Origin of the sequence: Ancylobacter lacus, assembly GCF_018390635.1 — a bacterium.
GTDB lineage: Bacteria > Pseudomonadota > Alphaproteobacteria > Rhizobiales > Xanthobacteraceae > Ancylobacter > Ancylobacter lacus.
The window spans coordinates 13,844-38,218 of sequence record NZ_JAHBGE010000030.1; the positions used below are offsets into that span (position 1 = coordinate 13,844).

A 24,375-nucleotide genomic window follows, 5' to 3' on the forward strand; every position below is an offset into this window, starting at 1 on the left:
CGCAGAGCCCGGCCGGGAGTCTTTCCGGGCGATGGCACGCCACTTGCGTCTAGATGTGGAAAGACTCGGAGACCAGCAGATGACCACGCCGAAGAAGCCGAGTCTTTTGACAGAAAACTCGTCAGCCCTCATTGATCTCGCGCGCTGGAGCGCTGCGCTCCTTGTGCTGATGGAGCATGCCCGGCACATGCTCCTCGCCAACGGGTCAGACGTGACACACCCGACGCTGTTCACCAAGGCATTCTACCTTCTGACCTCGCTTGGACATTCCGCCGTTATCGTCTTCTTCATCATCAGCGGTTTTCTGGTCGGCGGCCTCACCGTTCTGCGGCTCCGGAAAGCGCCCTTTTCTCTCCGCGATTACGCGAGCAAGCGCATATCGCGCATTTACGTGGTCCTCCTTCCTGCGTTGGTGCTGGGCGGCCTGCTCGATTTCCTAGGATGGCAGTTCTTCAACGTCGATGAGATCTATACCTTTCCCCAGCACCTGAATCTTGCCAGCCTTCCTGTCGCCCCGGTGACTCGGCTCGACCTGCTGCATTTCGTTGATAATCTAGCCCTCATCCAGGCGAACGGAGTGTTCGGCTCCAACGGTCCACTTTGGAGCCTCTCCTACGAGTGGTGGTACTACTGGATCTTTGCGGCCGTGATCGTTGCATTGAGCGGAAGTCCGCTCGCGCGTGCCTGCGCTCTCGCTGGTCTTGTGCTCATGCTGACGTTCCTGCCGGCGGCTCTTCTGCTGTGGGGCGTCATCTGGCTCATGGGTGTCGCCATAGCGCTTCTGGCCGATCGCTTCGCCTTCCGGCCGCCCGTGCTGCTGGCGGCACTCCTCGCGGGAGCGACCTTCGCGGCTCCCATCCTTGCGCGCGATTCGGCCAGCGTATTGACGAAGTTCGGCCTGGATCTTATCTGCGCCATCGGGTTTTCCGCCCTGCTCCTAAGCGTCTGCCGCGAAGAAGGCATTTTCCGCAAACTACCTCGGCTGAATACGCGTCTCGCTGACTTTTCCTACTCGACCTATCTCTTCCATTTTCCGACCCTGATCCTGCTTACAGGCGCCCTTGACACTATTTGGGGTATCCCTCCGCTGCATCAGCCAGACCTTTTCGGGCTGGCACTCTTTGTTGTCGTCTGCACTCTGCTGGTTCTCGGTGCCTACGTCTTCTCGTTGTTCACCGAACGGCACACAGCCGCGGTTCGGTTCTGGCTTGAACGAAACCTGCCCGGAGGCTCCGCACGAACCGCCGCACACCCCCCGCGCCCGCGGGGGGTGTGACGATCGGGGGGCATCTACTGCATTGCAGCAACTCGTTGCCGCGCCGCAACCAATTCGGTATGGTCCCGGCCATCAGCAAGGGGCGCATGTGTCTTCTCTTTTCTCCCGTCCGGCCGAGGCGAGCCATACGTGGCGGAAGCGCGGCGGCGTTCATCTGGCGGCACGTGGTGCTGCACGGGATTGCCGTGCAGCGTCTGGAAGCCGCCAGGCGGCGCCCGCCTTCCGGCGGGTCGGCTTCCTGCTCCCCATCCCGCGCGTCACCCCCGCCGGCCGGGCGCGCCCGTGGCCCGCAGACGCCGGACATCGCCCGGCGGGCCCGACGGGAAGCTGCCGGAGCCGTGAATCGGACAAAAAGATTCCCCGCCGAAAAGGGGCCGCGCGCGACCCCGGCGGCAGGGTGTGCTAGGGCGACAACATTTCGAGAGCGTGAGGCAGGCGACGTGTTCGGAACTTCGCATCCATGAGTGGACTCTGGCAGCGCCTTTCAAGCCGCGTGCGGTCGCAGTCCGGCAGAGGCCTGGTGGCCGCCAGTATCTGGCAGCTCTCGAACTACCTCATCCCGCTGGTGACCTTTCCGTATCTCGCCCGGGTGCTGGGAGTGGAAGGGTTCGGTCTCGTCGGCCTCGCCACCAGCATCATGGCCTACGCGCTGCTCGTCACCGACTGGGGCTTCGCGCTGACGGCCACCCAGGCGGTAGCCCGCCATAAGGACGACAAGGCGGCGATCAGCCGCATCATCTGGTCCACCGTGGCCGCCAAGTTCCTGCTGGCCGTGGTCTGCGCGATCTGCGTCGCGGGTGTCGCCATCTTCGGCGCCGCCGACCTGCGCCCGGTGATCCTGATGGCGCTCGTCATCCTGTTCGCCAACGTCTTCAACATCGACTGGGCGCTGCGCGGCGTCGGCGATCTCGGCAGCTTCGCCAGCATCTCCATCGTCGGCCGCGTCGCCGCCATTCCGCCGCTCTTCGTCCTGGTGCGGGATGCCGGCGATGCCAACATGGCGGTGCTGACCACCGGCATAGGCGGCGTCGTGATCGCGGTGCTGAGCCAGTGGCGTGCGCTGCGGCTCGGCCTGATCGGACGGCCGAGCACCTCCTTCGGCGCCATCGCCGAGGCGTTGAAGGACGGCGCCCACGTCTTCGGCGCCACCACGGTGATCAGCCTCTACACCAACACCATCACCGTGGTGCTGGGCATGTGGGGCGGGCCGGGAGAAGTGGGCCTCTACTCCGCGGCGGACCGCATCAAGCGGCCGGTCTATTCGCTGCTCTCGCCGATCGGTCTGGTCTTCTTTCCGCGCATGAGCACGCTGACCACCACCGACGAGGGGGCCGCCGCCCAGATGGCCCGTCGCCTGCTCCTGTTCCAGGGCGGCACCTCCTTTGCGCTGGCGCTGGCGCTGACCCTGTTCGCGCCGCTCGTGGTCCGAATCCTGCTTGGGGCCCAGTTCGAGTCGGTTGTGCCGGTGCTGCGCATCCTGGGATGGACCGTGTTCATGGTCGGGCTCAGCAATGTTCTGGGGCTGATGATCATGCTGCCCTTCGGCATGAAGAAGGCCTTCACCTACTGCATCATATGCGGCGCGGTGGCCGGCACGGTCTCGATGTTCCCGCTGATCTATTTCTTCGGCGCGGAAGGCGCTGCCGCCGCTGCCCTCATTTCCGAGGGCGCGGTCACCACCTCGATGCTGTTCGTCCTGTCCCGCCGCTTTCACTGGATGCGTTTCAAAGGGTTCCGTCATGTCTGAAATTCTCGTCGTCGGCGCCGGTTTCGCCGGCGCGGTCTGTGCCGAGCGCCTGGCCAGCAAGGGCCACACGGTGCGCGTCATCGACCGCCGTCCCCACATCGCCGGCAACGCCTATGACGAATATGACGAGCACGGCGTGCTGATCCATCGCTACGGCCCGCACATCTTCCACACCAACGGCAAGCGCATCTTCGAGTATCTCAGCCGGTTCACCGACTGGCGCTTCTACGAGCACCGGGTGCTCGCCGAGGTGCGCGGGCAGCAGGTGCCGATCCCGATCAACCGCACCACGCTCAATGCCCTCTACGATCTCGACCTCGACGAGGCCGGCGCGGCCGCCTTCTTCGAGAAGGTGCGCACCCCCCGCTCGCCCATCCAGACCAGCGAGGACGTGGTGCTCAACAGCGTGGGGCCGGAGCTGTGCGACCTGTTCTTCCGCGGCTACACCCGCAAGCAGTGGGGCCGCGATCTGTCCGAGCTGTCGGCGGGCGTGGCGGCACGCATCCCCACCCGCACCAATGACGACGACCGCTACTTCACCGACACCTTCCAGTTCATGCCCGCCGCCGGCTACACCGTGATGTTCCAGAACATGCTGGACCATCCGAACATCACCGTCGAACTGGGCGTGGAGCTGTCGGCGCAGGACCGCAGCGCCTACGACCACATCGTCTATACCGGCCCGATCGACGAGTATTTCGGCTACTGCTTCGGCCGCCTGCCCTATCGCAGCCTGAATTTCGAGCACCAGCATCTGCCGGATGTCGACCAGGTCCAGAAGGTCGGCACGGTGAACTACCCCAACGAGCACGACTACACCCGCATCACCGAGTTCAAGCACCTGAGCGGCCAGAAGGTCGCCGGCACCTCGATCGTGCGGGAATACCCCGCGGCCGAAGGCGACCCCTATTACCCCGTCCCGCGCCCCGAGAACGAGGCGCTGTTCCAGCAGTACCGCGCCCTCGCCGACAAGGAGAGCAACGTTCTGTTCGTCGGCCGGCTGGCGCAATATCGCTACTACAACATGGACCAGGTCGTGGGTGCGGCCCTGGCCGCGGTCGAGGACATCGCATGACGACACAGCCGCCGAAGGTCGCCATTTTCGAGGACACCCCGCCGCGGCGCCATGCCGGCGGCCCGCCCGGCTATCTCTGGCACCTGCGCGAGGGGCTGAAGAAGATCGGGGACGACACGGTCGCCTTCGTCACCGGAACCGAGGGTTTCGGGGTGCCGCCGTCCCGCATCGGCAATCTGGTCAATTCGACGCGGCGCCTGTCGGACCCGCTCTGGCGGGCGCTGAAGACCTACGGGCCCTCCGAGCTCAACCGCGAGGTGAAGTGGCTCACCCAGCGCCGCTTCCGCCAGGACGGACTGCCGGGCTGGGCCGAGGCGCAGCTCGTCGCCCGCCCGCCGGACATCCTGCACTGCCACAAGCTGATCAACCTGCTGCAGGCCCATAACAGCCTCGTCCGGCTGGGCCTGCGCGACAAGGTTTCCCTCGTCGTCACCACCCATTCGCCCGAGGTCCCCTCCCGCGAGCGTGTGGACATGATGCGCCGGGTCGGGCTGCTCGGCGCGGCCGAGCCGCTGATGGAGAGCCGGCTGGCCGAGATGGACCGCCTGGCGCTGTCCGTCACCGACCATTTCATCTTTCCCTGCGCCGAGGCGACCGAACCCTATTTCGCCACCTGGCCGGACTTCACCGCCCACGCCAATGCCGGCAACACCTCCTATGTCCTCACCGGCATCGAGGATCCCTCGGCGACGGTGGTGAAGGATCACTTCCCGCTGCCGCGCGACAAGAAGGTGTTCGCCTTCGTCGGCCGCCACAACGCCGTGAAGGGCTACGATCTCCTCGCCTCGGTCGCGCGGCGCGACCGGCTGCCCGAATCCGTGTTCATCGCGGTGGCGGGCGTGGAAGGGCCGGAGGCGACGCCCAGCCATCCCCGCTGGAAGGAATTCGGCTGGACCGACAAGGCCCTCAGCCTGATCGCCGCCAGCGACGCGCTGATCCTGCCCAACCGCAGCACCTATTTCGATCTGGTCTCGGTGGAGACCCTTTCGGTGGGTGTGCCGATCATCGCCAGCGCGACGGGTGGCAACAAGCGGCTGGGCGCGCTCTCCGAGGGCGTCATCCTGTTCGAGCCCACCGAGAGCGGCATGGAAGAGGCCATCGCCAGGGCGGCGGCGATTCCGAAAGAGCGCCTGCTGGAGATGGGGCGGCAGAACCGCGCCCTGTTCGAGCGTCTTCTCACCAACGCGGCATTCGCGCAGCAGTATCTCGGCGTCTACCGGGAGATTCAGGAGCGCTTCGCTTCCGGGCAGCTCCGCCGCCGCACCAGCGCGGCGGCCTGACGGGCGGGCTCAGCCCGCCCCCGGATTATTCCACCCCGAGAGGCGGCAGCAGGGCCAGCACCCGGGCCGCCGCCTCGAAGTCCCGCCAGCGGGCGGCGCGCCGGGCCAGCGCCTCGGCATCCTGGCCCCACAACTCCTCCTGAACCTCCTCGTCGATATGGGCGGCGCGCCACGCCGCCTCCGCGGGGAGGAAGCCGCGCCACACCGCCAGCGCCAGCAGCGCCGAGCCGGAGAGCGTCGTCAGCAAATTGAGCGCGGCGAGCCGCAGCGGCTCGTCCGGCAGGGCGGCGGCGATCGCGTCCAGCGAGCGCTGGGGCTGGGCGACATGCATCACCCCCTCGGCGAGGATGAAGCGGGCGCCGAACCGCCCATGCACCCAGTCCAGCACCGGGTCCCACAGCTCGGCCTGCAGCGCCACCAGCCGCGCCGGGCCGTCGCTGCGGTAGCAGAGCAGGTCGCTGCCGGAATAGCGGACGATCTCGCCGGCTGTTTCCGACAGGTGCCGGGACACCCCGTCGAGCGCCGAATTGACCAGCCGCACCACCGGCATCGTCACCGGGTCGATCCGCTCGCCCTGCCCGGCCCATTCCAGCGCCATGTGATCGGCCAGCGCCCGGGCCGGCACCTCGACCAGATGGCGGCCCGGAGTGCGCACTGGCCGGCCGTCCAGCTCCACCCGCCAGGCGCCCTCGACACCGCCGGCGCTCGCCCCGGTGTAGAAGCGGCGCGGCAGCGGGGGACGATCGGCGGCGGCGCGAATGGCGTCCGGCCGTGCGGTCTGCGAACCCGTGTCCTCAGTCATCGCGGCATGTCCCAGATCGTTTGCAGCGTCGGCACCAGCGCCCCGGCATGCCGGACCAGATGCTGCGCGCCGGATTCTTCCAGCAGGTCGCTGGTGTGGTAGCCCCAGGTGACGCCCACCGCATGGACGCCGGCGGCGCGGGCCATCACCATGTCGTAGGAGGTGTCGCCGATCATGACCGTATCGGCCGCTCCGGCGCCGGTTTCCGCCATCGCCTGCAGCACCATGGCGGGATGCGGCTTGGAGGGCGCGGTGTCGGCGGTCTGGATGGTGACGAAGCGATCCTGCCAGCCATTATGGCTCAGCACCGCCGCCACCCCACGCTGCGACTTGCCGGTGGCGAGGCCGAGCAGCACGTCGTCGCGGGCGGCGAGATGGTCGAGCAGTTCCGCGATGCCGCCGTAAAGCGGCTCGGAGAAACCGGGCTCCGCGCGCTGGGCGTGGAAGGCGTGCTTGTAGTGCTCCGCAAGCTCCTCGGCGGGAAAGCCCGGGGCGTCGCCGCCGAGCCGGCGCATGGCGGTCACCAGCGAGAGCCCGACCACGCCCAGCAGCGCCGGACGCGGCGGCACCGGCATGTCGAGCGCCTGGAAGGCGCGGGTCATGGCGGTGACGATGACATTCTGGCTGTCGACGAGCGTGCCGTCGCAATCGAACAGGACGAGCTTCACGGAGGGGCCTCGCTGCTGCCGCGCCCCTGGTGGCACGGACCCTTGGTGGGCGGTGACGGGCTCGAACCGCCGACCCTCTCGGTGTAAACGAGATGCTCTACCAACTGAGCTAACCGCCCATCGCGCGAGCCTGACGGCCGCTTCGACCGCCTTTAAGCATCGGCACGGCGCAGGAGCAAGCCACAAACGGCCTCACGCCGCCGGACCGCACAACCTGCCTTAGCCGGAGGCCAGGCCAGCGCGGGGCCCTTCAGACGCCCGGCTGGCGCGGCGCGCCGGCCCGGGGCGTCTGATAGCGCAACGGATCAGCCGTTGACGATGTCCTTCAGGCCCTTGCCGGGCGTGAACTTCGGCGCCTTGGAAGCCTCGATCTTCACCGGGTTGCCGGTGCGGGGATTGCGGCCCTCGCGCGCGGCGCGGGTGACGACGGAAAAGCTGCCGAAACCGATGAGCTTCACTTCTTCGCCGGCCTTGAGCGATGCCGCAATGGCGTCGAAGGTGGCGTCGACCGCAGCCGCCGCGGCAGCCTTGGTCAGCTTCGCCTGCTCCGCCACCGTGGCGACGAGTTCGTTCTTCGTGGTCATGAGACCGGTCCTTCCTTGATTGCACAAGAATCGTCGCCGGGTTGCCCCGACGAACGGCCGGGAAGCTTCCCCCAAATTGCGGCGATTGCAAGCACGGAGCCCCCGGAACCCGCATAAATACACGGTTTCCGCCGAATCTGGAGTACTAAAATACAGCGGGCGGCACCTTTCGATGCCGCCCGCAAATTAGGCGATACAGTCCGGCCTCAGTGGGCCGCGGCGCCGGTCGGCTCCTCCAGCCCGATCACCGCTTCCACCTCCGGCACATCGACCGGCTTGCCCAGCTTCTCCTCCCAGACGATCGGCTCGGGCTGGCGCACCAGGGCATGCCGCAGCACCTCGTCCATGCGCGACACCGGCACGATCTCCAGCGCGTTCTTCACGTTGTCCGGAATCTCGGCCAGGTCCTTGGCGTTCTCCTGCGGGATCAGCACCTTCTTGATGCCCGCCCGCAGCGCCGCCAGCAGCTTCTCCTTGAGGCCGCCGATCGGCAGCACCCGCCCGCGCAGCGTGATCTCGCCGGTCATGGCGACGTCGCGGCGGATCGGAATGCCGGTCAGCACCGAGGTCAGCACGGTCGCCATGGCGACGCCGGCCGACGGCCCGTCCTTCGGGGTCGCCCCCTCGGGCACGTGGACGTGGATGTCGCGGCGCTCGAACAGCGGCGGCTCGATGCCGAAATCGAGGGCCCGCGAGCGGACGTAGGAGGCCGCCGCCGAGATCGACTCCTTCATGACGTCGCGCAGATTGCCGGTCACCGTCATCTTGCCCTTGCCGGGCATCATGACGCCTTCGATGGTCAGGATCTCGCCGCCCACCTCGGTCCAGGCGAGGCCGGTGACGACGCCGACCTGATCCTCTTCCTCGGCCTCGCCATAGCGGAACTTGGGCGCGCCGAGATATTCCTCGAGGATGGCACCGGAGACCTTCACCGACTTCTTCTTGGAGAGCGTCAGGTCCTTCACCGCCTTGCGGGCGAGGTTGGAGATTTCGCGCTCCAGATTGCGCACGCCCGCCTCACGGGTGTAGCGCCGCACCAGATTCAGCAGGGCCTCGTCGTCGATCGACCACTCCTTCTCGTCAAGGCCATGCTTGGCCAGCGACGCGGGGATGAGGTGCTTGCGCGCGATCTCGACCTTCTCGTCCTCGGTGTAGCCGGCGATGCGGATCACCTCCATGCGGTCCAGCAGGGCCGGGGGAATGTTCAGCGTGTTCGCCGTGGTCACGAACATCACGTTCGACAGGTCGTAGTCGACCTCGAGGTAATGATCGTTGAAGGTGGTGTTCTGCTCGGGGTCCAGCACCTCCAGCAGGGCCGAGGACGGATCGCCGCGGAAATCGGCGCCCATCTTGTCGATCTCGTCCAGCAGGAACAGCGGGTTGGCCTTCTTGGCCTTGCGCATGGACTGGATGATCTTGCCGGGCATGGAGCCGATATAGGTGCGGCGGTGGCCGCGGATCTCGGCCTCGTCGCGCACGCCGCCGAGCGAGACCCGCACGAACTCACGCCCGGTCGCCTTGGCGACGGACTTGCCGAGCGAGGTCTTGCCGACGCCGGGCGGGCCGACCAGGCACAGGATCGGGCCGGCGAGCTTGTTCTGGCGGCTCTGCACCGCGAGATACTCGATGATCCGCTCCTTGACCTTGTCGAGGCCGTAATGCTCGGAATCCAGCACCGCCTGGGCGAAGGGCAGATCCTTCTTGATCTTGCTCTTGTTGCCCCACGGGATCGAGAGCAGCCAGTCGAGATAGTTGCGCACCACCGTGGCCTCGGCCGACATCGGGCTCATCTGGCGGAGCTTCTTCAGCTCATGCGTCGCCTTCTCCCGGGCCTCCTTGGTGAGGCGGGTGGTCTTGATGCGCTCTTCCAGCTCGGCCAGCTCGTCGCGGCCGTCCTCGCCGTCGCCCAGCTCCTTCTGGATCGCCTTCATCTGCTCGTTGAGGTAGTACTCGCGCTGGGTGCGCTCCATCTGCCGCTTCACGCGGGTGCGGATGCGCTTCTCCACCTGGAGCACGGAAATCTCGCTCTCCATGAGCGAGAGCACCTTCTCCAGCCGCGCCGGAACCTTGAGGATCTCCAGCACCGCCTGCTTCTCGGGAATCTTCACCGCGAGATGGGAGGCGACGGTGTCGGCGAGCTTCGAGTGGTCCTCGATCTGGGTGACGACCCCCACGACCTCGGGCGAGACCTTCTTGTTGAGCTTCACATAGCTCTCGAACTCGGTGACCACCGAGCGCGCCATGGCCTCGGCCTCGACCTTGGTGCCGGGGTCCTCCTCCAGCGCCACGGCCTCGGCCTCATAGAGGTCGGCGCGGTCGGTGTAGCGGCTGACCTCGGCGCGCGAGATGCCCTCGACCAGCACCTTCACCGTGCCGTCCGGCAGCTTCAAGAGCTGCAGCACCGAGGCGAGCGTGCCGATGGTGAAGATCGAGTCGGTGGCCGGATCGTCGTCGGAGGCGTTCTGCTGGGTCGCGAGCAGGATGAAGGTGTCGTTCCGCATCACCTCTTCCAGGGCGCGGATCGACTTCTCGCGGCCGACGAAGAGCGGCACGATCATGTGGGGAAAGACCACGATGTCCCGGAGGGGCAACACCGGGAAGGTCTGGGTGACGCCGGGCGTGAGCGACGCGCGAGGCTTCTGGCTCGTCATGGCTCTTTCCTTTCGGTTGGCGTCAGGGCGGGGCGAGCCGCGCGGCGCGCGGCCTTGCCCGACCTGGCCGCAAGACGGCCGGATCGCGAAACCTGATCATTGTGCGGGGGGCGGGAGAGGCTTACCGGGCACGCCGATCCGGTCGGGGACCGGTGGTTGATCCTCAGATGGGAATCGGGCGGAAAACCGTCAAGAGACGCCGGCCTCGGGGAACAAAAGCCGGACCGCCGGCGCCGGCCCTGCGGGCAGGCGCCCTGCCCGGCCGGGCAGCACCGCCCGGCCGGAGAGAAGGGAAGTGGCGCCTCAGGCACTCGCGCCCGCATCGCCGGCCGCCGCGCGATCCGCGTAGATGTAGAGCGGGCGCGCGTTCTGCTCGACGACCTCCTTGGAGATGACGACCTCCTCGACCCCTTCGAGGCCGGGCAGATCGAACATCGTGTCGAGCAGGATGCCCTCCATGATCGAGCGCAGGCCGCGCGCGCCGGTCTTGCGCTCGATGGCCTTGCGGGCGATGGCGCCGAGCGCCTCCTCATGGATGGTGAGCTCGACGTTCTCCATCTCGAACAGCCGCTGATACTGCTTCACCAGCGCGTTCTTCGGCTCGGCCAGGATCTTCTTCAGCGCCGCCTCGTCGAGATCCTCGAGCGTGGCGATCACCGGCAGGCGGCCGATGAATTCCGGGATCAGCCCGTACTTCAGCAGGTCCTCCGGCTCCACCTCGCGGAAGACCTCGCCGGGGCGACGGTCTTCCGGCGCATGCACCACGGCGCCGAAGCCGATCGAGGTGCCCTTGCCGCGCGAGGAGATGATCTTGTCCAGCCCGGCGAAGGCGCCGCCGCAGATGAACAGGATGTTGGTGGTGTCCACCTGCAGGAATTCCTGCTGGGGATGCTTGCGCCCGCCCTGCGGCGGCACCGAGGCCACCGTGCCTTCCATGATCTTCAGCAGCGCCTGCTGCACGCCCTCGCCCGAGACGTCCCGGGTGATGGAGGGGTTGTCGGACTTGCGGCTGATCTTGTCGATCTCGTCGATGTAGACGATGCCGCGCTGCGCCCGCTCGACATTGTAGTCGGCCGACTGGAGCAGCTTGAGGATGATGTTCTCCACGTCCTCGCCGACATAGCCGGCCTCGGTGAGGGTGGTGGCGTCCGCCATGGTGAAGGGCACGTCGAGGATGCGGGCCAGCGTCTGCGCGAGCAGCGTCTTGCCCGACCCGGTCGGGCCGATCAGCAGGATGTTGGACTTCGCCAGCTCGACGTCGCTGTGCTTCGTCGCGTGGTTCAGCCGCTTGTAGTGATTGTGCACCGCCACCGAGAGGACGCGCTTCGCGTGGAACTGGCCGATCACGTAATCGTCCAGCACCTTGCAGATTTCCTTCGGGGTCGGGATGCCGTCGCGCGACTTCACCAGCGAGGACTTGTTCTCCTCCCGGATGATGTCCATGCACAGCTCGACGCATTCATCGCAGATGAACACGGTGGGTCCGGCAATGAGTTTGCGGACCTCGTGCTGGCTCTTGCCGCAGAACGAGCAGTAGAGGGTGTTCTTGCTGTCGCCGCCGCCAACCTTGCTCATGCGTCTCTCCGTCCGCTCGGCGGGCCAGATGCGCCAGCCGCATCCCACCGCGCCTTTCAGTTCGCAGGCCGCCGCGGGCCTCCGATGCGGAGAAACGCGACGACTCGGGCTGTCAGCAGGCGGCGTCCCGGGGGTCGAACCGGACCGGACCCGAACCGCGAGGCCGGCCCGAGGGACAGCCAAGCATGCCGTGATCGGCTCGATCAAGCGGGGCCTCGAACCGATCCACGCCGAAGCGGCGCGGCCGAGACCCTGTCAACACCCTGTCACACCTCCTGCCGAAACTTCTACATCTCGACATGCAAGCGCGATACCGCAACGCACGCAAGTGCCGTGAGATATCGGAGGCTCAGGCTTCCCATATAGGCATGGCGCGTGGCTTTCCAAACACGCCATGCTTCTACGGCCGGCCGGCCCCTCAGGATTTGGCCGGAGCCTCGTCGGAGGGGCGCTTCTCGATCACGTTGTCGATCAGGCCGAAGGCCTTGGCCGCGTCGGCGGTCATGAAGTTGTCGCGCTCCAGCGCGTCCTCCACCGCCTTCAGGTCCTGGCCGGTATGCTTCACATAGATTTCATTCAGCCGCCGCTTCAGGCTTTCGACTTCCTTGGCGTGGATGAGAATGTCCGTCACCTGGCCCTGATAGCCGCCGGAGGGCTGGTGGACCATGATTCGGGCGTTCGGCAGCGCGAAGCGCATGCCCTTCTCGCCGGCGGTGAGCAGCAGCGAGCCCATGGACGCGGCCTGGCCGATGCAAAGCGTGGAAACCGCGGGCTTGATGAACTGCATCGTGTCGTAGATCGCCAGCCCCGACGTCACCACCCCACCCGGGGAGTTGATGTACATCGAGATTTCCTTCTTCGGGTTTTCCGCCTCGAGGAAGAGAAGCTGCGCGACCATGAGGGTCGACATGTTGTCCTCTACCGGGCCGGTCAGAAAGATGATGCGCTCTTTCAGCAGCCGCGAATAAATGTCGTAGGAGCGCTCGCCCCGGTTGGTCTGCTCGACCACCATCGGAACGAGATAGTTCATGTAGGTATCGATCGGGTCACGCATCTTCTGATCCTCGGCGGGCCGGCAGGAAGGTCGCCCGCGAATCCATTCCCGCCCCACAATAGTGGGAAAGAACGTCCCGACCAGCCCGAAGCTCCGATCCGCCGATAGAGACGGGCCGCGTGACGCGGCCCCCTGCGGCGGACGGCGTCCCAGCGTGCGGGACGCTTTGCTTGAGGGGCGCCCCGCGAGGGGCGCCGGGACGACGTCGCGCCCGGGGGCGTAACGCCGTCTTCGTCACGGCGCCGGGCGGCGCCGCTTCGCTTTGCCTCAGGCGACGTCCTTGGACGGCTCGTCCTCGGCATAGAGCTCTTCCTTGGACACCGGCTTCTCGGTGACCTTGGCAAGCTCGATCAGGAAATCGACGACCTTCTCCTCGAAGATCGGCGCGCGCAGGCTGGCGAGGGCCTGGGCATTCTGGCGGTAATAGTCCCACACCTGCTGTTCCTGGCCGGGGAACTGGCGGGCGCGCTCGACGACGGCGCGGGTGACTTCCTCGTCGGTGACCTGGATGTTGTTCTTCTCACCGATTTCCGCAAGTACCAGACCGAGGCGGACGCGACGCTCGGCGATCTTGGCGTAGTCGGCGCGGGCCGCCTCCTCGGTGGTGCCCTCGTCCTCGAAGGACTTCTTCTGGGCGTCCATCTCGGCGCGGACCGAGTTCCAGATGCCGTCGAATTCCTGCTGGGCGAGGGTCGGGGGCACCTCGAACTGGTGCTGGCCGTCCAGCGCGTCGAGAAGCTGGCGCTTCACCTTGGCGCGGCTGGCGTTCTCGTGCTCCTGCTGGAGGCGGGCGCGCACCTGGTTCTTCAGGGTGGCGAGGTCCTCCTGGCCGAGGCCCTTGGCGAACTCGTCGTCGATCGCCAGCTCGCCGGGCGCCTCGACCTCGCCGGCGGTCACCTCGAAGGAGGCTTCCTTGCCCGCGAGATTGGCCGCCGTGTAGTTCGGCGGGAAGGTGACGGTGACGGTGCGGGTCTCGCCCTTGGTCAGGCCGATGAGCTGCTCCTCGAAGCCGGGGATGAAGCTGCCGGAGCCGACCGCGACCGGGATGTTCTCGGCGGTGCCGCCCTCGAACTTCTCGCCGTCCATGGTGCCGACGAAGGAGACGGTGACGCGGTCGCCGTTCTCGACCGGGCCTTCCTTGGGCGAATAGGGGCGGTTGCCGGCGGCAATGCGGTCGATGGTCTCGTCCACCTCGGCATCCGACACCGCGAGCACCGGCTTCTCGATGGCGATCGAGCGGAAGTCGCCGAGCGCGATGGCGGGCAGCACCTCGATGCCGACGGTGTAGGTGAGGTCGGCCTTGCCCTCGACCACCTCGTTGACGGCTTCCTGGTCCTGCGGCAGCTCCACCTTGGGCTGCATGGCCAGCTTGAAGCCGTTGTCGTCGATGATCTTGCTGTTGGCCTCGTTGACCGCCTGGTCGATGACCTCGGCGAGAACGGACTTGCCGTAGAGGCGCTTCAGATGCGCCACCGGCACCTTGCCGGGCCGGAAGCCGTTGATGCGGACGCGGTCCTTGAGCTCGGCGAGGCGGGCATTGGCCTTGGCGTCGAGTTCGGCGGCGGGGACCACAACGCGGAATTCGCGCTTCAGCCCGTCGGCGGAAAGTTCGGTGACCTGCATCGGTGTCGGCCTTCGTCTCGTTGCCGCTCGGCGGCTTATGGCAATGCGTTCGCGAGGGCGCCACGTCGCATGCCGCCCTCGATGGTGGATTCGGTCTGGCGGCAGCGGGGCGGGGCCTGGTGCGGGCGGAGGGGCTCGAACCCCCACGACTTTCGTCACGGGAACCTAAATCCCGCGCGTCTACCAGTTCCGCCACGCCCGCAATCGCCTCCGGCCACGGGCGGTCCCGCATCGCTACAGGGGCCGCGCGGCCACGGACGCACGCAAAAGGTGCTGCCGACCGGGTGCGGGCTTATAGCACGGCGCTGCCCCAGCGCCAGCGCAAAATCATGCTGCGGCGCGGGCGGGCGCCGCGGGCAAGGAGGCCCCGGCCGGGCCTCACGCAGCCCCCCGGCGGCGCCTTCCCCGCCGCTTCGAGAGGAGCGGTCAGGCGCCGGCCGGGCGGCAGCAAGTGCCTGACAGAGGCGGTGCGCACGACATGCCGGAGGCGCGGTGACGAAGCCGGTTGCCGGCGGCCGGGCCGCCCCCCCCAACTCCGGCGCCCCCCAGGCCTGGCGGCCCGCAACACAGGCTGCGGCCGGCAGCCGCGGCGGGCGGCACGGGCACGGCGGGATTCGCCGGTGAGGTGGGATTCGAGGCGAGGCGGCCCGAGGCCGGCGCCGGGTCCCGCGAGCCGGCGAGCGTGACCTGGCCTGCGGCTCCCGAGCTGGCGCTCCCGACCTGGCACTCGTGCCCGACCTGGCCCTCGCGCCCGACCTCCCCTCGCCGCCCCCGGGCGCCGTTCCGGCGGCGGCTTGCCCGCCGGGCGCCGTCGCCTTCTAGTGGGGCCTTCCTGTGCAGGAGCCCGCCCGTGAGCCGCCCGCCATCCCCGCCCCGATCCGGCGGAGCCCCCTCCCGCCGGGTCGTCCTCGCCGGGCTGGCGGGGCTCGGCCTCGCCCATCCCGGCGTGACGGCCGCATCGGCCACACCGGCCGGCCAAAATGGCGTCATCGTCCTTCCCACTGCACTGATCATCCAGTCGCTGCCCGGCCTCCCGGACGTCTCCGGCGCCGGCCGCGAAACCCGGCTCGGCTTCGGCACGAACCCGCCCGCGCCGACGCTGCGGGCCCGCGCCGGCGCCTCGGCGGCCCTGTCGCTGGAGAGCCGCATCGACGAACCCGTGGCGCTGGGCTTCGGCGGTCTCGCGCTGCCGCAGGGACCGCTCGGGGTGCCGGGTTTCGGGCCCGAACTGCCCGCCGGCGGGCAGTTCGATATCCGGCTTTATCCCGCTGAATCCGGCACTTACCTGATTTCTCCTTACAACCCGCATCAACTCGCCCGCGGCCTCGCCGCCGCGCTGGTGGTGGAGGGTCCGCAGGACCATGCGGTCGACCGCGAGCATGTACTGCTGATCCAGGACAGGCGCGCGGCGGAGGACGGGCCGGTGCAGCTCACGGTCAATGGACAGACCGTGCCCGAGCTGCCAGCCGGCCGGGGCGAGCGGGTGCGGCTGCGCCTCCTCAATGCGACACGCGGGCTGTTCCTCCCGCTGAAACTGGACGCACCCTGCTTCATCGTGGCCATAGACGGCCGCCCCGCCGAGCCCTTCCGCCCCGCCGAGGGACGGCTGCCCCTGGCACCCGGTGGACGCTTGGAAGTCCTTGTCGATATTGACGAAATCAGCTCCGACGGGCTCCCTCTCGCCGTCGAGACCGCCGCCGCGCCACGGCCGCTCGCCCGGCTGATGGCCGTGGAAGCCGCACGCACGGGGCCGGCGTGGCCGGCTCCGCCCCCTCTTCGTCCTGCCGTCCGCGAGCCCGCGCTGCGCCACGCGACCCGGCTCGACCTCGCTGTCCCGGAGCGGCCCGCGCCGGGGACGGATGCCGAGCCGATGGCGCGCGTGCGGCGTGGGACGACGCTCGCGATCGGAATCCGGAACCCGACGCAAACGCCTGCCATTCTTCGTCTTTATGGCCTTTCGGCCCGCCTGCTCGATGCCCTCGACGATGGCTGGAAACCGTGGTGGCAGGACTGCGTGATGCTGTGGCCCGGCAGCACGACCCGTCTTGCCCTTGTCGCCGAGCGTCCCGGCCGCTGGCCGCTCGTCATCCAACGCACCGGGGACGCCGCGCCCCTGCGCCTCGCCTGGTTCGAAGCGACGCGCTAGAGAGCACCTAAGCTATTGAAAAGGCGTGCATATACCGGGCGCAGCGCGTCCACGAGATCATCTGCCACCAGCCCCGGCCCCGCCTCGCGCGCGGCCTCGCCGTGCAGCCATACCGCTGCCGCCGCTGCCTCGAAGGCCGGCATGGACTGGCCCAGCAGACCCGCGCAGATGCCCGCCAGCACGTCGCCCGCCCCAGCCGTCGCCAGCCAGGGCGGTGCGTTGCAGGCAATGGCGGCACGTCCGTCCGGCGCGGCAATCACCGTGTCGGGACCTTTGAGCACCAGCACCGCGCCGACGAGCCGGGCCGCCGCCCGCGCCCGCTCCAGCTTCGATTCGGGTTCCAGAACAGAGGGATAGCCAGCGAAAAGGTGCGCGAACTCGCCGGTATGCGGCGTCAGGATCGCGCCCGGAGACGCCGCCAGCACCGACGCCAGCACCTCCGGCTCCCCGGCATAGGAGGAGAGCGCATCGGCATCGACCACCAGCCGGCGACTGCGCGCCGCCTCGAGCCGCGCGCGCGTCGCCGGACCGACCCCGGCACCGGGGCCGATGACGACGGCGGAGAAACGACGGTCCTCCAGCAGACGCGCCACACCCGCCGCGTCCTCCGCCGGCCGCACCATGATGGCGGAGAGATTCGCGGCATGGACCGGCAGCGCCGCCGCCGGGCAGGCCACCGTCACCAGCCCGGCCCCCGCCCGCAGCGTGGCCCGCGCCGCCAGCCGCGTGGCGCCGCTGGCCTCCAGCGGGCCGCTCACCGCCAGCACATGGCCGCGGTCATATTTGTGGCCCTCGATCCGAGGAATCGGAAAATGGCCTTGCCACGCAGAGGGTTCGTCCACGGTGGTGCGCACCCCGATCGCCGCCAGCACGCTGTCGGGAATGCCGATATCCGCGACCCGGACCCGGCCGCAATGGACACGCCCCGGCAGCAGCAGATGACCCGGCTTCCGCCGGAAGAACGTCACCGACTCCTCCGCCCGGATCGCAACCCCGCGCACCAGCCCCGTGGTGCCGTCGATGCCGGAGGGCAGGTCCACTGCGATCACCGGCTTTCCCGCGGCATTCACCGACGTCACCAGCGCGGCGGCCTCGCCGGAAAGGTCGCGCGCGAGCCCCGCGCCGAAAAGGGCGTCGATGATCAGGTCGCAGGCGCCGAGGTCGATCGCCCCGGCGGGCCTGACCTCCCCCGTCCCGCGTTCCGCCATGGCGGCGGCGTCCCCCCGCAGCGCCTCGCGCGGGCCAAGAAGCCCCAGCGTGACGCGATAGCCGCGCTGGGCGAGGACACGCGCGGCGACGAAGCCGTCGCCGCCATTGTTGCCCGGCCCGCACAGGACCGCGACCCGCGTGCCGAGCGGCCGCCGCGCCGCGACATCCGCCACCGCGACGCCGGCGCGTTCCATGAGGGCAAGCCCGCTCCGTCCGCCGGATATGGCGAGCGCGTCGGCGCGCTGCATTTCGGATGTGGTCAGCAGTTCCATGCGCCCAGTGTCATGCCGCGAAGGGCGGCTGTGAAGGCGACCTTTGGCCACCGGCTGCCGGAAAGTAGCGCTTCTGACTATTTTCCAGGCTTAGTCCTGAGACCCCAAGGGTGAAACGCTGTACATTTTCTAACCATTAGGGCGATTTTTTAATCATCAAGGACCCGAGAGGTGGGCAGACACGGCGGCTTCGATCGGTAATAGTCTCAATCCACTGGGTGGAACAACGCAGGATGCGGCCGGCACCGGGTGGCACGGGCTTGGCATGGGTTCTGCTTCGAGGCGGGGCGGCTCGACCGGCGCTGGCGAATGTCGAGTCAGGGAGAAGAGACGAAATGAAGAAGATCGAGGCCATCATTAAACCCTTCAAGCTCGACGAGGTGAAGGAGGCGCTGCAGGAGGTTGGCCTGCAGGGCATCACCGTGACCGAGGCCAAGGGTTTCGGCCGGCAGAAGGGCCACACCGAGCTCTATCGCGGGGCCGAGTACGTGGTGGATTTCCTGCCCAAGGTAAAAATCGAGGTGGTGGTGGGCGACGAGATGGTGGATACCGCTATCGACGCCATCCGGCGCGCTGCCCAGACGGGCCGGATCGGCGACGGCAAGATCTTCGTGTCGAACATCGAGGAAGCGATCCGCATCCGCACCGGCGAGTCGGGGGTCGACGCCATCTGAAGTCGACCTTAGGCTCCCGGCGTCCATGTTCGGGAACCACCCGCTCCCAGCGAGCGGCATAACAAAGGTATGACTCCGATGACGACGGCCAAGGACATCATCAAGCTGATCAAGGATCAGGACGTCAAATACGTCGATCTGCGATTCACCGACCCGCGCGGCAAGTGGCAGCACGTCACCTTCGACATCTCGATGGTCGATGAGGACTTTTTCGCCGAGGGTCAGGCGTTCGACGGTTCGTCGATCGCCGGCTGGAAGGCGATCAACGAGTCCGACATGCACCTGCAGCCGGATCTCGAATCCGCCTGCATCGACCCGTTCTTCTCGGAGACCACGCTCTCGGTCGTCTGCGACATTCTGGAGCCGACGACCGGCGAGCCCTACAACCGGGACCCGCGCGGCATCGCCAAGAAGGCCTTTGCCTATCTCAAGAGCACCGGCATCGGCGACACCGTCTATTTCGGCCCCGAGGCCGAGTTCTTCATTTTCGACGACGTCCGCTTCAAGGCGGACCCCTACAACACCGGCTTCAAGCTGGATTCGGTCGAGCTGCCCACCAATTTCGACACCGAATATGAGGGCGGCAATCTCGGCCACCGGGTGAAGACCAAGGGCGGCTACTTCCCCGTTCCCCCGATCGACAGCGCGCAGGACATGCGTGGCGAGATGCTCGCCTCCATGGCCCGCATGGGCGCCAAGGTCGAGAAGCACCACCACGAGGTCGCTTCGGCCCAGCACGAGCTCGGCCTGAAATTCGGCCCGCTGGTGACGATGGCCGACCACCTGCAGATCTACAAGTACTGCATCCACCAGGTCGCCAACATCTATGGGAAGACCGCGACCTTCATGCCCAAGCCGGTCTATGGCGACAATGGCTCGGGCATGCATGTCCACCAGTCGATCTGGAAGGATGGCAAGCCGCTCTTCGCCGGCAACAAATACGCCGACCTCTCCGATTACTGCCTGTGGTACATTGGCGGCATCATCAAGCACGCCAAGGCGCTGAACGCCTTCACCAACCCGTTGACCAACTCCTACAAGCGGCTGGTCCCGGGTTATGAAGCGCCGGTGCTGCTGGCCTATTCCGCCCGCAACCGCTCGGCCTCCTGCCGCATTCCCTACACCACCTCGCCCAAGGCCAAGCGCGTCGAGGTCCGCTTCCCCGATCCGGGCGCGAACCCCTATCTCGCCTTCTCCGCGCTGCTGATGGCCGGCCTCGACGGCATCATCAACAAGATCGACCCCGGCCCGGCGATGGACAAGGACCTCTACGACCTGCCGCCGAAGGAGCTGAAGAAGATCCCGACCGTGTGCGGCTCGCTGCGCGAGGCTCTTGCCTCCCTCGACAAGGACCGCGACTTCCTGAAGAAGGGCGGCGTGTTCGACGATGACTTCATCAACGCCTATATCGAGCTGAAGATGACCGAAGTGGCGCGGTTCGAGATGACCCCGCACCCGGTGGAATTCGAGATGTACTACTCGGTCTGACGACCGGGCAGGAGCGGCGCACCGCTCCCGCGGACTATGGGGGCGCCCTCCGGGGCGCCCTTTCCGTTTCAGGCGACGCTGTTGATCCGGCCGGGATCGAAGACGGCGAGTTCCACGCGGTTCCGGCCATTGCTCTTGGCACGGTAGAGCTCGCGGTCAGCCTGCGCCATCATGGCCCGCACGACGGCCTCGATCGAGGCTGTCACCAGGGGCGGCGGCCGGTCCGTCGCGGAGACGCCGATGCTCACCGAGAGCGGCAGCGGAAGATTGCGCTCGGGGCCGAAACCCTGCTCGCTGACCACACGCTCGAAGGTGCGGCGGATGCGCTCCGCGGCACGTCCCGCCTCGGCGAGATCCTGCCCGGGGAGCAGGGCCGCGAACTCCTCGCCGCCGATCCGACCGGCGATGTCGACGTGGCGGAAATTCTCCTTCAGCACCTTGGCGAAGATCGCCAGCACACGGTCGCCTTCGGCATGGCCGAGGCGGTCATTGACCTGCTTGAACCCGTCCAGATCGAGCATCAGGACGGCCACGGCGCCCTGGCTGGGGAAGCCGCGCAACGCTTCCTGAATAAACCCGCGCCGGTTCAGCAGGCCTGTCAGTTCGTCGACCAGAGAGGCGCTGCGGTACCTCATCTCCGCCCGCTCGCGGACCATGATGATTAGGGCGAAGGAGCCGATGACCAGGCAGCTCAGGCTCGTCGCGGCGAAGCCCACGAAGGCAGGGCTGGTGAAGATCGCGAGATGACCGTCGATTTCAACCCGCCCCGCCAGCGGCACGCGGGCGAGGGTGAGCATCGCCATTGCCGCGAACAGCACCATCACCGTCCGCCTTGCCCGCAGCACGCCCTCGCGCGAGCGCCAGAGCTGATAGGTGGTCAGCGCGAGCAGGACGCAGGTGATGACACCCACCACCGCGAAACGCGCCGCCACCGACTGGCTGAACGGCGGCAGGGCGACGACGAGCGGCCACAGTGCTGCGGGAAACAGCGCCAGCGGCAGGCGCGGGCGACGGCCGTCGAACCGGCGCACGCCGGCCCACAGCAGGCCATAGCCGGCCAGCAGCCCCATATTGCCAAAGAGGATGGACAGCGTTTCGGGAAGATGGGTTCTCGCGTAACCCAGGCTGAGCCCGGCAGCGAGCAGAAACACCGCGGCAGCCCAATAGCCCAGCGAAACCTCGGTCGGCGTCAGCCACCAGGCCAGCAGCATTACGACGCAGATCACGAATCCGATGAAAAGAACGACGGCCCAGAGCGTCAGAGGGTCAAGCGGCATGGGGCAAGCCCGGCAAACTTCGGCACCATCGAGCGATCATGCTACCGCCAGCTCGCCCAAACAGAAAGGGGCGGGCCCGACGGCCCGCCCCCTCCCGATACACATGCCTCGCGGCTCAGCGCTTCGAGAACTGGAAGCTGCGGCGAGCCTTGGCGCGACCGTACTTCTTGCGCTCGACCACGCGGCTGTCGCGGGTGAGGAAGCCGCCCTTCTTGAGCGGGCCGCGCAGTTCCGGCTCGTAATAGGTGAGCGCACGGGAAATGCCGTGGCGCAGCGCGCCGGCCTGGCCGGAAAGGCCGCCGCCGGAGACGGTGCAGACCACGTCGTACTGGCCCTGACGGGCCGCGACGCCGAAGGGCTGCTGGATGATCATACGCAGCACCGGACGGGCGAAATACACCTCAAGGGTGCGCTCGTTGACGGTGATCTTGCCGGTGCCGGGGCGGATCCACACGCGGGCGACGGCGTCCTTGCGCTTGCCGGTGGCATAGGCGCGGCCGAACTTGTCGAGCTTCTGGACGTGCTTGGGCGCTTCGGCGGCCTGCGGCTTCAGGGATTCGAGACCCCCGAGGGACTGGAGAACCTCGGCCATGTCAGTTCCTCACATTCTTGCGGTTCAGGGCCGCCACATCGAGCGCCTCGGGCTGCTGGGCCTCATGGGGATGAGCCGGGCCCTTGTAGACGCGCAGATTGCCCATCAGCTTGCGGCCGAGCGGGCCGCGGGCGAGCATGCGCTCGACCGCCTTCTCGACGACGCGCTCGGGAAAACGACCGTCCAGCAGGAACTTGGCCGTCCGCTCCTTGATGCCGCCGGGGAAGCCGGTGTGATGGTAATAGACCTTCTGGTCGCGCTTGCGACCGGTCAGGACCACCTTCTCGGCGTTGACGACGACCACATTGTCGCCGCAGTCGACATGGGGGGTGTAGATGGGCTTGTGCTTGCCCTTCAGGCGGGTGGCGATGATGGTTGCGAGGCGGCCGACCACGAGGCCGGAAGCGTCGATCACCACCCACTTCTTCTCGATGTCGGCAGGCTTGGCCGAGAAGGTCTTCATGGGTTCTGTCCGTATGCGTCGAAAGGTGCGGCAACGCGGGAGCGCGCGCCGTCTCGTGACGGGCTTCTAGCGGAACGGCACTTCAACGTCAATCAGCGACGCGGCAGAATAACCCTTCAAAATCAATGGGTTCTGATTTAGGTATTATATTGCCTCCATCTAACCCCCTGAAATGCGCCCCCCGCTCCCGCCGTCCCGGCCGGCCGCCGGACGCACGCTCACCCTGGCCCGGCCGCCCTTGATGCGGCGCTTCCGATCCTGTTGCAACGCAGCGTGAACAGGGGCACATCGGAGTCCGGCGATGAGGCCGATGGGGCGGATGATGAGGCCGATGAGACGGATGATGGGGCCGATGAGACGGATGATGGGGCCGATGGGGTGGATGATGCGTGCAGTCTGGATCAGCCCCCGCAGCGCGGCGGCCCTGACCTTCGCCACGGCGCCCCTCCCCGGCGACGGAGCGGCCTCCCTCCCCGCCGCAGCCCGGCACCCCGCTCCGGCGCGGTCCCCCGCCATCGTTCCTCCCGCAGCGACCCCGCCCGCCCTCCTGGCCCGCAGCGCCCTCCTCGGCCTCGCCCTTCTCGGCGGCGCCGCGCCCGCCCTCGCGCAGTCGCTGCCGGCGGAGCCGGCGCTCCGGCCCTACAAGCCGGTCACCGTGACCTATGATCTCAAGGGCGCCGACGACCCCGGCCTGGTGGCGCTGGTGGCGAGCCTGCGCGCCGCGGTGGCGGCCCGGCTGGCGGGGCCGATCCGCGATGCCGCCGCGCCGGACCTCGCCGTGCTCATGCCCCCGCTCGGCTTTCCCTCAACCGAGGCGCCGCGCACGCTGGACATGCCGGCCGGGCTGGACGGTTCGCAGAAGCTCGACCACCTCTTCACCCGGCTTTCGACCGACGAGAAGCCGGACCGCAAGGCGCTGGACCTGCTGATTCTCGCGACGGCGGGGGAGGCGCTGGCGCACGGCACCCTCAGCCGCTCCAGCCTCGGCCGAGACACCTTCTGCGCGCCGGCCGAGCCGCGCTTCGACCGCGGCCGCGTGCTGGCGGTCGCCAAGGCCGCCAATGAGGTGCCGGAGAATCTGGTGGTCCTCACCCGCGATGTCGGCTTCCGCGAAACCCCGGACCCCGCGGCCCCGGTGGTGGCCACCGTGAAGGCGGATACCGTGGTGCCCGTCGTCGAGGGCGCGGCCGAAGGCAAGGACGGCCACCGCGACTGGTACGCCGTGGCGCTGCCGAACGGCAAGCGTGGCTATGCGAGGGGCAACGATTCGATCTCGTTCGAAACCACGCGCCTGTGCTTCGCCCGCGCCGGCCAGGGCGAGCCGGCGGGGTGGAAGCTGACCCTTATCGTGATGCCGATGCCCTGAATCGTCCGCCTCCAACCGCGCGAGGAACGCATGCCCCACGATTCCTATGACGACGCCTTCATCGCCGGCTGGCTGGCGCGGGTGCGCAGCATCGCCATCGTGGGGGCGAGCCCCAACCCGGCGCGGCCCAGCCATGGCGTGGCGCGCTTCCTTGCCCGGGCGGGCTACCGGGTGATCTGCGTCAACCCCGGCCAGGCCGGCCGCGACATTGCCGGCCTGCCGACCTATGCCCGGCTCGCCGACATCCCCGAGCCGATCGACATGGTCGACGTGTTCCGCGCGCCGGCCTATCTGCGCGCCGTGGTGGAGGAGGCGCTGGCGCTGGCGCCGCGCCCGGCGCTGATCTGGGGCCAGCTCGGCGTGCGCGACGACGCGGCGGCGGCGCTCGCCGAGCGCGAGGGGCTTGCCGTCATCATGGACCGCTGCCCGGCCATCGAGATTCCAAGGCTCGGCCTCAGCGGCCCGGCCTGAATTCACATCAATAATTCGATTTATTAATTATACCCCGACTCCGTAGAATCCCGGCAAATAGCTGCGAAGGCTTGCGGAATCG

The 24,375-nt window shown here is 67.9% G+C and carries 20 protein-coding genes and 2 tRNA genes; 9 read left to right on the forward strand and 13 right to left on the reverse strand.

The genetic code is table 11. The features are described from left to right. The first annotated feature begins 79 nt into the window (after positions 1-79). The 4 genes from KHC27_RS06005 (at position 80) to KHC27_RS06020 (ending at position 5,378) form a co-directional block, all read left to right on the forward strand. Positions 80-1,276, forward strand: a complete 1,197-nt coding sequence (locus KHC27_RS06005; RefSeq protein WP_213336234.1) for an acyltransferase family protein — start codon at positions 80-82, stop codon at positions 1,274-1,276. A gap of 520 nt (positions 1,277-1,796) precedes the next feature. Beyond that, positions 1,797-3,023: a flippase gene (locus tag KHC27_RS06010; RefSeq protein WP_213336237.1), complete on the forward strand. Its 1,227-nt coding sequence runs from the start codon at positions 1,797-1,799 to the stop codon at positions 3,021-3,023. Continuing rightward, the gene (gene glf / locus KHC27_RS06015) at positions 3,016-4,098 is read left to right on the forward strand and encodes a UDP-galactopyranose mutase (RefSeq protein WP_213336240.1); all 1,083 of its coding nucleotides are present in this window, start codon (positions 3,016-3,018) and stop codon (positions 4,096-4,098) included. Before KHC27_RS06010 ends, glf begins: the two co-directional genes overlap by 8 nt. Further along, on the forward strand, positions 4,095-5,378 hold the full coding sequence (locus KHC27_RS06020; RefSeq protein ID WP_213336242.1) for a glycosyltransferase family 4 protein: 1,284 nt from the start codon (positions 4,095-4,097) through the stop codon (positions 5,376-5,378). Before glf ends, KHC27_RS06020 begins: the two co-directional genes overlap by 4 nt. Positions 5,379-5,403: 25 nt before the next feature. On the opposite strand, the gene KHC27_RS06025 is transcribed toward KHC27_RS06020, so the two are convergent. From KHC27_RS06025 to KHC27_RS06065, 9 genes are all read right to left on the reverse strand, one after another. Next, positions 5,404-6,180 (reverse strand): ATP12 family chaperone protein, encoded by a 777-nt coding sequence (locus tag KHC27_RS06025; protein WP_213336245.1) that lies wholly within the window; start codon positions 6,178-6,180, stop codon positions 5,404-5,406. After that, positions 6,177-6,848 (reverse strand): HAD-IA family hydrolase, encoded by a 672-nt coding sequence (locus tag KHC27_RS06030; RefSeq protein WP_213336248.1) that lies wholly within the window; start codon positions 6,846-6,848, stop codon positions 6,177-6,179. The genes KHC27_RS06025 and KHC27_RS06030 overlap by 4 nt, the downstream gene beginning before the upstream one ends. A gap of 43 nt (positions 6,849-6,891) precedes the next feature. Beyond that, positions 6,892-6,967 (reverse strand) — tRNA-Val (locus KHC27_RS06035). Between the two features lie 186 nt (positions 6,968-7,153). Then, the gene (locus tag KHC27_RS06040; RefSeq protein ID WP_213336251.1) at positions 7,154-7,432 is read right to left on the reverse strand and encodes an HU family DNA-binding protein; all 279 of its coding nucleotides are present in this window, start codon (positions 7,430-7,432) and stop codon (positions 7,154-7,156) included. Between the two features lie 206 nt (positions 7,433-7,638). Next, positions 7,639-10,083 carry an endopeptidase La gene (lon, locus tag KHC27_RS06045; RefSeq protein ID WP_213336254.1) on the reverse strand — a complete coding sequence of 815 codons (2,445 nt, stop codon included), beginning with the start codon at positions 10,081-10,083 and terminating at the stop codon, positions 7,639-7,641. 303 nt (positions 10,084-10,386) lie between these two features. Then, positions 10,387-11,658: an ATP-dependent Clp protease ATP-binding subunit ClpX gene (gene clpX, locus KHC27_RS06050; RefSeq protein WP_213336257.1), complete on the reverse strand. Its 1,272-nt coding sequence runs from the start codon at positions 11,656-11,658 to the stop codon at positions 10,387-10,389. Between the two features lie 418 nt (positions 11,659-12,076). Continuing rightward, positions 12,077-12,712 (reverse strand): ATP-dependent Clp protease proteolytic subunit, encoded by a 636-nt coding sequence (locus tag KHC27_RS06055; protein ID WP_213336259.1) that lies wholly within the window; start codon positions 12,710-12,712, stop codon positions 12,077-12,079. Positions 12,713-12,979: 267 nt separating this feature from the next. After that, complete coding sequence (gene tig / locus KHC27_RS06060; protein WP_213336262.1) at positions 12,980-14,335, reverse strand: trigger factor; 1,356 nt, start codon at positions 14,333-14,335, stop codon at positions 12,980-12,982. Positions 14,336-14,452: 117 nt separating this feature from the next. Next, positions 14,453-14,537, reverse strand: a tRNA-Leu gene (locus KHC27_RS06065). Between the two features lie 744 nt (positions 14,538-15,281). On the opposite strand from KHC27_RS06065, the gene KHC27_RS06070 reads away from it, so the two are divergent. After that, positions 15,282-16,481 (forward strand): multicopper oxidase family protein, encoded by a 1,200-nt coding sequence (locus tag KHC27_RS06070; protein WP_213336265.1) that lies wholly within the window; start codon positions 15,282-15,284, stop codon positions 16,479-16,481. On the opposite strand, the gene KHC27_RS06075 is transcribed toward KHC27_RS06070, so the two are convergent. Beyond that, positions 16,478-17,962 carry an NAD(P)H-hydrate dehydratase gene (locus KHC27_RS06075; protein WP_213336268.1) on the reverse strand — a complete coding sequence of 495 codons (1,485 nt, stop codon included), beginning with the start codon at positions 17,960-17,962 and terminating at the stop codon, positions 16,478-16,480. The two genes, KHC27_RS06070 and KHC27_RS06075, sit on opposite strands and share 4 nt — an antisense overlap. Before the next feature lie 335 nt (positions 17,963-18,297). Here KHC27_RS06075 and KHC27_RS06080 point away from each other — a divergent pair, with 335 nt between their 5' ends. Together KHC27_RS06080 and glnA are read left to right on the forward strand one after the other, a co-directional pair. After that, entirely contained in the window at positions 18,298-18,636 is a 339-nt protein-coding gene (locus KHC27_RS06080; RefSeq protein ID WP_213336271.1) for a P-II family nitrogen regulator, read from the forward strand. A gap of 78 nt (positions 18,637-18,714) precedes the next feature. After that, complete coding sequence (gene glnA, locus KHC27_RS06085) at positions 18,715-20,124, forward strand: type I glutamate--ammonia ligase (RefSeq protein WP_213336274.1); 1,410 nt, start codon at positions 18,715-18,717, stop codon at positions 20,122-20,124. Positions 20,125-20,192: 68 nt separating this feature from the next. On the opposite strand, the gene KHC27_RS06090 is transcribed toward glnA, so the two are convergent. The 3 genes from KHC27_RS06090 to rplM form a co-directional block, all read right to left on the reverse strand. Further along, positions 20,193-21,401 carry a GGDEF domain-containing protein gene (locus tag KHC27_RS06090; protein WP_213336277.1) on the reverse strand — a complete coding sequence of 403 codons (1,209 nt, stop codon included), beginning with the start codon at positions 21,399-21,401 and terminating at the stop codon, positions 20,193-20,195. Between the two features lie 115 nt (positions 21,402-21,516). Further along, positions 21,517-21,993 carry a 30S ribosomal protein S9 gene (gene rpsI, locus KHC27_RS06095; protein ID WP_213336280.1) on the reverse strand — a complete coding sequence of 159 codons (477 nt, stop codon included), beginning with the start codon at positions 21,991-21,993 and terminating at the stop codon, positions 21,517-21,519. Between the two features lies 1 nt (position 21,994). Next, complete coding sequence (rplM, locus tag KHC27_RS06100) at positions 21,995-22,456, reverse strand: 50S ribosomal protein L13 (RefSeq protein ID WP_213336283.1); 462 nt, start codon at positions 22,454-22,456, stop codon at positions 21,995-21,997. Between the two features lie 382 nt (positions 22,457-22,838). Here rplM and KHC27_RS06105 point away from each other — a divergent pair, with 382 nt between their 5' ends. Together KHC27_RS06105 and KHC27_RS06110 are read left to right on the forward strand one after the other, a co-directional pair. Further along, positions 22,839-23,822, forward strand: a complete 984-nt coding sequence (locus KHC27_RS06105; protein ID WP_213336286.1) for an SH3 domain-containing protein — start codon at positions 22,839-22,841, stop codon at positions 23,820-23,822. Between the two features lie 30 nt (positions 23,823-23,852). Next, positions 23,853-24,293, forward strand: a complete 441-nt coding sequence (locus KHC27_RS06110; RefSeq protein WP_213336288.1) for a CoA-binding protein — start codon at positions 23,853-23,855, stop codon at positions 24,291-24,293. Positions 24,294-24,375 lie beyond the last annotated feature (82 nt).

Coding starts and splice junctions, on each gene's coding strand:
- KHC27_RS06005 (WP_213336234.1), top strand. CDS start 80: ATGACCACGCCGAAGAAGCCGAGTCTTTTGACAGAAAACTCGTCAGCC.
- glf (WP_213336240.1), top strand. CDS start 3,016: ATGTCTGAAATTCTCGTCGTCGGCGCCGGTTTCGCCGGCGCGGTCTGT.
- rplM (WP_213336283.1), bottom strand. CDS start 22,456: ATGAAGACCTTCTCGGCCAAGCCTGCCGACATCGAGAAGAAGTGGGTG.
- lon (WP_213336254.1), bottom strand. CDS start 10,083: ATGACGAGCCAGAAGCCTCGCGCGTCGCTCACGCCCGGCGTCACCCAG.
- KHC27_RS06105 (WP_213336286.1), top strand. CDS start 22,839: ATGATGCGTGCAGTCTGGATCAGCCCCCGCAGCGCGGCGGCCCTGACC.
- tig (WP_213336262.1), bottom strand. CDS start 14,335: ATGCAGGTCACCGAACTTTCCGCCGACGGGCTGAAGCGCGAATTCCGC.
- KHC27_RS06080 (WP_213336271.1), top strand. CDS start 18,298: ATGAAGAAGATCGAGGCCATCATTAAACCCTTCAAGCTCGACGAGGTG.
- KHC27_RS06025 (WP_213336245.1), bottom strand. CDS start 6,180: ATGACTGAGGACACGGGTTCGCAGACCGCACGGCCGGACGCCATTCGC.
- glnA (WP_213336274.1), top strand. CDS start 18,715: ATGACGACGGCCAAGGACATCATCAAGCTGATCAAGGATCAGGACGTC.
- rpsI (WP_213336280.1), bottom strand. CDS start 21,993: ATGGCCGAGGTTCTCCAGTCCCTCGGGGGTCTCGAATCCCTGAAGCCG.
- KHC27_RS06090 (WP_213336277.1), bottom strand. CDS start 21,401: ATGCCGCTTGACCCTCTGACGCTCTGGGCCGTCGTTCTTTTCATCGGA.
- KHC27_RS06055 (WP_213336259.1), bottom strand. CDS start 12,712: ATGCGTGACCCGATCGATACCTACATGAACTATCTCGTTCCGATGGTG.
- clpX (WP_213336257.1), bottom strand. CDS start 11,658: ATGAGCAAGGTTGGCGGCGGCGACAGCAAGAACACCCTCTACTGCTCG.
- KHC27_RS06110 (WP_213336288.1), top strand. CDS start 23,853: ATGCCCCACGATTCCTATGACGACGCCTTCATCGCCGGCTGGCTGGCG.
- KHC27_RS06075 (WP_213336268.1), bottom strand. CDS start 17,962: ATGGAACTGCTGACCACATCCGAAATGCAGCGCGCCGACGCGCTCGCC.
- KHC27_RS06020 (WP_213336242.1), top strand. CDS start 4,095: ATGACGACACAGCCGCCGAAGGTCGCCATTTTCGAGGACACCCCGCCG.
- KHC27_RS06040 (WP_213336251.1), bottom strand. CDS start 7,432: ATGACCACGAAGAACGAACTCGTCGCCACGGTGGCGGAGCAGGCGAAG.